Annotated in this window: 7 protein-coding genes; 3 read left to right on the top strand and 4 right to left on the bottom strand. The window is 38.7% G+C overall.

Features of this window, described 5'->3' with window-relative positions; translation table 11 throughout:
* The 4 genes from AAGC65_RS24335 to AAGC65_RS24320 form a co-directional block, all read right to left on the bottom strand.
* Positions 1-448, bottom strand: a 448-nt coding sequence (locus AAGC65_RS24335) for a BfmA/BtgA family mobilization protein (RefSeq protein WP_343115063.1), incomplete at its 3' end; no start/stop codon positions are given.
* Positions 449-863: 415 nt separating this feature from the next.
* The gene (locus AAGC65_RS24330) at positions 864-1,151 is read right to left on the bottom strand and encodes a hypothetical protein (protein WP_343115062.1); all 288 of its coding nucleotides are present in this window, start codon (positions 1,149-1,151) and stop codon (positions 864-866) included.
* The gene (locus AAGC65_RS24325) at positions 1,148-1,417 is read right to left on the bottom strand and encodes a helix-turn-helix domain-containing protein (protein WP_343115061.1); all 270 of its coding nucleotides are present in this window, start codon (positions 1,415-1,417) and stop codon (positions 1,148-1,150) included. Before AAGC65_RS24325 ends, AAGC65_RS24330 begins: the two co-directional genes overlap by 4 nt.
* 209 nt (positions 1,418-1,626) lie before the next feature.
* Entirely contained in the window at positions 1,627-2,133 is a 507-nt protein-coding gene (locus AAGC65_RS24320; RefSeq protein ID WP_343115060.1) for a hypothetical protein, read from the bottom strand.
* A gap of 886 nt (positions 2,134-3,019) precedes the next feature.
* Here AAGC65_RS24320 and AAGC65_RS24315 point away from each other — a divergent pair.
* The 3 genes from AAGC65_RS24315 to AAGC65_RS24305 all read left to right on the top strand — a co-directional run bounded on the left by AAGC65_RS24315 (position 3,020) and on the right by AAGC65_RS24305 (position 5,019).
* Positions 3,020-3,766 (top strand): SGNH/GDSL hydrolase family protein, encoded by a 747-nt coding sequence (locus AAGC65_RS24315; protein ID WP_343115059.1) that lies wholly within the window; start codon positions 3,020-3,022, stop codon positions 3,764-3,766.
* Between the two features lie 441 nt (positions 3,767-4,207).
* Positions 4,208-4,420: a hypothetical protein gene (locus AAGC65_RS24310; protein WP_343115058.1), complete on the top strand. Its 213-nt coding sequence runs from the start codon at positions 4,208-4,210 to the stop codon at positions 4,418-4,420.
* Positions 4,421-4,782: 362 nt separating this feature from the next.
* Positions 4,783-5,019 (top strand): hypothetical protein, encoded by a 237-nt coding sequence (locus AAGC65_RS24305; protein ID WP_343115057.1) that lies wholly within the window; start codon positions 4,783-4,785, stop codon positions 5,017-5,019.
* The last annotated feature ends 1,031 nt before the right edge of the window (positions 5,020-6,050 follow it).

The raw sequence follows: 6,050 nt of genomic DNA, 5'->3' as shown, positions 1-6,050 counted from the left end.
CCAGGATACCGCTGAAGCGTTTCTTTAGTTTGTTCTTATCAAGTTGAGCAGTGTTTAACAATTCGGCCATACGATTAATAGTCCCTACCTGCCCATCATATGACTTTTTTTGTAGTTCATTGTGCGCAATGATATGTTTGTTGAAATACTCCACGATCTGCTTTTGCGACGCGTTCAACCTTTCTCCGTCCTTCTTCATGGGAATCAGCAAGTCTTGCTCCTGCGTTTTGATAAAAGCGACAATGTTATCGGTCTTCCGGTTGATCGCATTCTTTAGCAAATCATCATTCAGGTCCCTCGGATCTTTCTTGGTCTTGTAGAAATAATCAACCATGAATGTGAACAGATCCAGCTTTGATAGCCCGCATTTATTAGCAACGGTTTGCAGTTTATTATCCGTTTTCTCTGAAAACCGTATGGTCTTATTATTTTCATTTACAGTCATCATTCCAGTATTTTTTATTACAGTATACCGGCAGGTATACTGATTTCCTTATTTATTATAGAAAGCGGGGGGCAAAGTATACCGTCGGTATACACAAAACCGCCTTAGCCCCGCAGGGCGAGCGGAAAAAGTCGGGTGCGCCCGACTTCCGCTCGCTCCCTCCGCTTCCGCTCGCTCCCTCCGCTTCCGCTCGCTCCCTCCGCTTTCGCGAAGCGACCGCCGCTTTTCTTCCCGATTTGCAAAGCAAATCATTACCGGTGCAGCCAGTGGTTGCACCGGATTTATATATCCGGATATCTGACTATATCTATATCGGAATAACCAGTTATTTCGATATGCGGTTATCCGTATAGGCCGATACACAGCTATGCCGATATAAAATATCGAGCTACGCTTCCCAACCGGCAGGCCAGTAAACCTAGCTGCCGAGTTTGGTATGGTATGACGGCTTATAACGGATGTAACCATAATCATCGAGTCCTTTGATACATTTGTGGTACGTCGCAATCGACGCTATCTGGCTAAAAGCCATTAGCGTTTTCCTCGTGACAGAAAATGGGTTTTTGAAACCAGCGCGCTGCCATTGGACAAATAAAGCGCTGAACAAGCCGACATGTGTAGTATTCAGCCGCCCGTCCATGCTCATGCGTTTGAGCAGCTTACTATAACCGGCAAGTTCACTGGCCGCAATTTTAGGATCACTCATTGCAGGCCTCCTTCCAGTAGCTTGTTGATGTCATCGAGCTTGTAATACATGATGCTGCCGGTACGGGTATAACTCAATTTCCCATTGATGCGCAGGTTCTGTAAGGTGCCCGGTGATATTTTTAACAATTTTCGAACCTCGTTACTCTTCAGCCATTTTTTGGAATGGCCCTCGCCCTCCAGTTGGACGAGTTTTTTGATTTCTGTTAACAGTTCGCTTTTAAATTCATTCAGATCTCCTTTAGTGATCAGTTCACTTGCTTGCATAATTGCCTCCTCATTAAACATTTAATAAATACTTGTGCCGCCGATACCGGGTACGAGCAAAGATGTGGGCTAAGGGGTATTTTTCATTACCATAGGCCAAGCTATGGTAATGTCAGCCAAAGCATAGTGCTGATAAAGAGTGTGCTGAATAGTTTCGAGGCAATTGTTAACGTTTGCCTGCAAAAGAAAAATGAACCTAAAATCTGTTCTTAACTTGCCCTGCGTTTTGCTGGAACGATATTGAAATGCTGATTTTCGGAAGGGATAGCAGATGACCCGCCACTCGGTTTACTTGGGTCGCGCGGGTAGTAGCGCCGCACACGGTCAAGCTTTATCGGTTCACCGTCTTCCTGAAAGTACCGGCAGATCATTTTGGCCCAGGTAATCGGCATCTGTGAAAATACGAGTTCCTTATCACCTACTTTTAGTGTCTCGATCTTTTTGAAAAGGTCAACTACAGTGAGGACATAACCGCTGGCAATATTGATCGGGTAGTCGGTTTCTAACTTCTCAGCTTCCCTGCGATCATCCATCAGGCGTTGCAGCTGTTCTTTGAGTATCTTGATCTGGCCTTCCTTCTCTGCAATGATCTCTGCCGGGCTACGGCCGAGGTTCCACTCATCAATACTTTGAAGATACTCTCCAAACCGGCTGAGGTGAAATTTATTTTGGAAGTTGAGGGCATGACTAGAGGTATACCTTTCTTTATGCCTCAATTGTGCAACGGCATCCTGTATTACTTCTCACACATATCTGAAGAACTCCTGCTCAGTTGCATCATCATATTTAGATAGAAAGAATTGCAGGTGGTATTTATATAGTTCATCAAATTCCTGTTCCCTCTTTTGATAAAGTAGGTTAAGAAAATGGTTGTCCTCCACTTTTTTGTTCCAAAAAAACGGGCGGCCAATATCATAGAATCGTTATTAAAATCAAACGGTGCTCGGTGTTTAAAGTATTGTTCTCGCATAGGTTAGACTTTAATCTAAAATTAACAATTTTACTAACTAGATAGCATTAATAAAGACGAACATTATTGCAGTATTTTAAGTATTAGTTTGCAAACTAATACTTAAAATACTGCACGACTATTGTCGAACGCACTTTACAAAATTTAAAATTTGCTTATGTCTAGCATTAACTCGAATCAAGTCAGTGATCTGATTAACTTCATCATATTTTACTTACCATTACACAACAACATAAGACTGCTCGCCTCCTGTGTACGGAAACCAAAAGATAAGGCACCTGTAGAAAAGTTAGCCATATCTGCTTCCGATACAACTCTAAATATATTTGTAATCGGGCCGTCCAAGGGACACAAGGATGACGCGCACCATAGTATTAGCGCGTATTTCTGTTAACGGCAGACAGTGTAAAATTTCACTAAAAAAGATGATTAATCCGCAGAATTGGGGTGAAATTATGCCAAAGGTAGTATGCTATCTCGAAGATCCCTATTAGATACTTATTATTTAGTTTATGTATAAAAAGCATTGTGTTTTTTTGTATTATATCAACTTTATAAATTTTATTATTGCTAAAAAATAGTATTTTTAGTGAATCAATCGATATAAGTAATTTATTTAAATAAATAAAAGAATGCGAAAGTACAAGATAGCCGCGCTAATTATTAGCTTGTTCTCAATTTTAATTATAGCCATTTCATTGCATCATCGAAAGCAGGGTCCTTACTATTATTTTTATGGAGATAGTATAACAGCAGGAGAGATTACGGACAACAACAAAGAGCAAAGATGGCCTACAATATTTTGTAACCTGCGACATGTGACACAAGACAATTTCGGTCGGAGAGGTGAATCATTAACGGGTGAAGATCAAGGAGGCGGTATTTATAGCGGCTTTTTGAGCAGATATACCGATGTAATCCCCCAAAAAGAAAAGTCAAGTGATAGACTTATTTTTGCTTATGGCACAAACGATATAGGCACTTTTTATTATTACGGCGCTGCAAAGGCTACTAAAATAAATACCTTTAAATCTGCATATAGACGTGTGTTTTCATTTTGTATTCAGCAAGGCTGGAAGGCAGAGGATATTTTAGTAATTTCCAGATACTACTTTGAAGATTTTTCAAATCAAAAAGTACAAGTACCCATTGACCAGAAGCGAGCGGACGCTTTCAGTGATGCAGTGATGGATGTTTGTAAAGAATTTGGAATTCAAAGCTGTATCGACCTAAAACAGGCTATGATAATAAGTGGGGGGACGAATATTTTGGCACCTGATAAACTTCATCCCAATGTAAAAGGACACAGGGTTATAGCTGAAGCATTAAATTCATGGCTCAGTAACAAGAAATATGTTAATCAAAAAGGAGGTTTTTAGCCACAAATGGTCGAAGAAATAATCTTCCGACTTTTTTGTTTATGAGGGTCATTGTTTTTTATTTAACTATTTGATTATTAATTAATTTATTTTTATCATTGATTTTGACTATATTAAGTGTTATAATCAATAAGATAGGGTCATTTTTAAGATCATAACATCACCCCAAAACAACTCTTAGGTTTCATTCCTGAGGCATTGATAGCAAATAATTAGTCACTCACAATCAAAATCGTCCATTATGCGAAAGTTTTGCATGGTAATAAGCTGTTTTATTTGCTGCTCTACGGGACATTGGATAACGACAGGCTTAGCTAGAGAAGTCTTGAAGATACCTTTAACGATTCGGTATTCAAGGTACTTTTTAACCTTGGTGAAGATGAAAAGGTACGCCGGAGTTCTATTTCAGAAAGATTGTCCAAAGTAGACCCGGACTATTTCATGCAGATCTACGAATTTATCTATGAGCAGTTTTCTGCTGTTTATGCTTTAACAGGAAGAAAGCAATATGACCTCATCCGTGTAGAAAGTACAATAGTTAGTGAAACCGCTGGAAAGTTAACTGAAGGTATAACTCTTTCCGGCAGCGGGGAGAAAGCGGTCAAATATAGCCTTGCTTTTGATGGCATACTGCCCTTTTCAGTCAACAAATGAAAAATATATACGTGAGGAAGCAAAACTTTCGCAAATGAAAAAGCAATTTGAAGAACGCAAAAGACTTGAGAAGGAGTTTTCCATCTATCAGAATCGTGGAAATAATCTAAATGTTCTACTGTCTACGTTTAAGGTAGTGGTTTTGTCAATTACGTATCTACTATCTATTTGCAGGGACTTTGTCAATCTGTTAACGTAAGGTTTTGTAAATTTAAGAAACAACAGCTAAGACTTGAAGTTTCAGATAGAAATGATTTCCAGGTTCGTGATTATTTTAACGATGGCCGCGGACGAAGTGTAAAAACTTTGTCTGGGGACAGCTATTCAAGCTTCGTTATGTCTCGCTTTGGCTTTGGCAAAAAATGTTCAGCAACAAAATAAGCCAAAACAAAATTTTCTTTTTTCTTGATGAAGGATTCGGTTCGCTTGATAAGGAAAGCTTGCAAACGGTATTTGAAACCTTAAAAGAACTACGAAAGCAAAATCGATTCGTCGGAGTCGTTTCTCATGTCGAAGAGCTACAGCAAGAAATTGATGCTTTCTTAAAAATCACAAACGACCCTCTACGAGGAAGCCAATTAAAGACCAGTTGGCAGTGATAATATTCGGTATTTGATGTGAGGTTTTCAGTGCTTCAATTTCCTTTCAAAAATTGCCGTATTTCTGAAAATTCCGTTTGGTCAAAAAAGCTTATATCATTTGAAGGCGAATATTTTGTCTTTAGGATCGACCCTTAGAACCTAATACGACGGGTTGGGATCTAAACTTAGTCAAGAAGGATTTGAATACGATGAGTTCAAATCATTAGCAAGAATTTAGAAGTTAGCATGCTAACTTCTAAATTCGAAGGTATTTAAGAAGGTCAAAGCAAGCCATGTTTTGGTCACACACTTGCGGGGGGCACCGTAACATGTATACTTAACCTTGTTTAGCATCTAATTTAAGGAAAGATAATTGGTTAGTACTGAAAATTAAAAATGACGTCGATTTTATTTTTGGACGAAATTGCCAAAGATAATTTCCAATTTTAGCAATTCAGGCACCCTTTAAAGTAACGTGAAAATCGCCACGTCTAATTAATCGCCATTGGGCCCGGATCATTACCGAGTCCGATCCTAATCCGAGAGTATTAATGTCAGTTTATATTGCAATAATTAATATTAATGGTTATTTCACATAAGTCATTAGGAATCAAACGATATCAAATTATTTGTGAAAACTTCATGAGTTTTCGCAAATCCAAGTTTGTAAATTACTGAAAATAAGGAAAGTAAAAGACTCTGTTCGAGTCCCGTCCACCTTCGATCTCTTCCATTAAAAACCTTAAAAGTCCATTAAACCTGCGGTGTGTAATTCGGTGCATAGCTATCATTGTTTCCTTATAAGTAGCTGAAATATTAGATATTATAAACTCCACCTTATTCTCGTCGGGGATTGCAATAAGAATATTTACAACTTCAAGCGCACTGTCAACCATCTTCGGCAGTATTTTTCGAATACGATTATAGCTCTTTTATCCATTTATTCCAAAGCGGTTTATTCGGATTATGTTTTTTAAAGCATGATAGGGGATGTCTCCAACGTGAACTTTTTCCACTTTCGTTAAGAAAGTATTTTTCGATGATCGTAA

This window comes from Mucilaginibacter sp., assembly GCF_039207105.1.
Taxonomy (GTDB): domain Bacteria; phylum Bacteroidota; class Bacteroidia; order Sphingobacteriales; family Sphingobacteriaceae; genus Mucilaginibacter.
Note: the sequence above shows the minus strand (reverse complement) of the source record. Positions and strands in the feature narration are given on the sequence as shown.